The sequence below is a fragment of the Enterococcus sp. NBRC 3427 genome (assembly GCF_007996925.1).
GTDB lineage: Bacteria > Bacillota > Bacilli > Lactobacillales > Enterococcaceae > Enterococcus_B > Enterococcus_B lactis.
On the sequence record NZ_BJLL01000126.1, the window covers coordinates 1 to 744 of the forward strand.

1 protein-coding gene is annotated in these 744 nt (G+C 35.3%); it reads left to right on the plus strand.

Annotated features, from left to right (window positions below; genetic code table 11):
* Positions 1 to 55: 55 nt before the first annotated feature.
* Positions 56 to 679 (plus strand): hypothetical protein, encoded by a 624-nt coding sequence (locus ESP02_RS13170; protein WP_025478430.1) that lies wholly within the window; start codon positions 56 to 58, stop codon positions 677 to 679.
* Positions 680 to 744: the final 65 nt, after the last annotated feature.

The following is a 744-nucleotide window of genomic DNA, read 5'->3' on the forward strand; positions in this document are numbered from 1 at the left end:
CTTCATTTTTTGTATATAATAGAATAGTCAAAATTAAATAGGAGTGGAGGAAGGCATGAGGAAAAAAAGACCGTTTCTTCTCTTTTGGTTATTCGGTTTTTTCTTACTGCTTATTTTATCCGCAGCATTTTCAGGAAAAATGACAGCAGATCTTGCTCAGAAAGAAACAGAAAAAATCGTAGCAAGCAAAGAATCAGTAGATAATTTCAAAAAAGAATTCTCAACTTATTGGTGGGAGGAATATAAATTAACTGCCAATTACGAAAAAGGTGAATTGGACATCTATTTGCCGAAAGGAAAAGAAGAAAATCAATTTATCAATATCGATGACGTACTTAGTGCGATTTCTCTCAGACAATATCAATTCAAAGACAAACATTTGACCGTTTTGCTTTTGACTCATGATGGCGACAAGGTAGCTCGTTTGAAAAATGGAAAAGTGGTCACAGCTTATTCTGAAAAAGTGGACAAAAAAGTGGTGGCCGATCGATTAGCGGAATGGAAAAAGACCAATGAACAAGTCAAGAAAACAACAGATTCTTCTCAAAAAAACGAATCGACAGGAACAAGTCCTTCAGATTCTGGCAGTGGACAAACGATAACGGGAAATGAAGAAAATCAAGCTTCAATCATTACGAATGAGTCATCAGAAGGACAATATCAAACTTATGGGCAATGAAAAACAGAGGTTGTGACAGAAGTGGTCAGCTTCAAGAAATAAGAAGAAATTTACGAAAAGTGCTT

Bases quoted from the DNA above. Each gene is read 5' to 3' on its own strand.
- ESP02_RS13170 (WP_025478430.1), top strand. From the start codon at position 56: ATGAGGAAAAAAAGACCGTTTCTTCTCTTTTGGTTATTCGGTTTTTTC.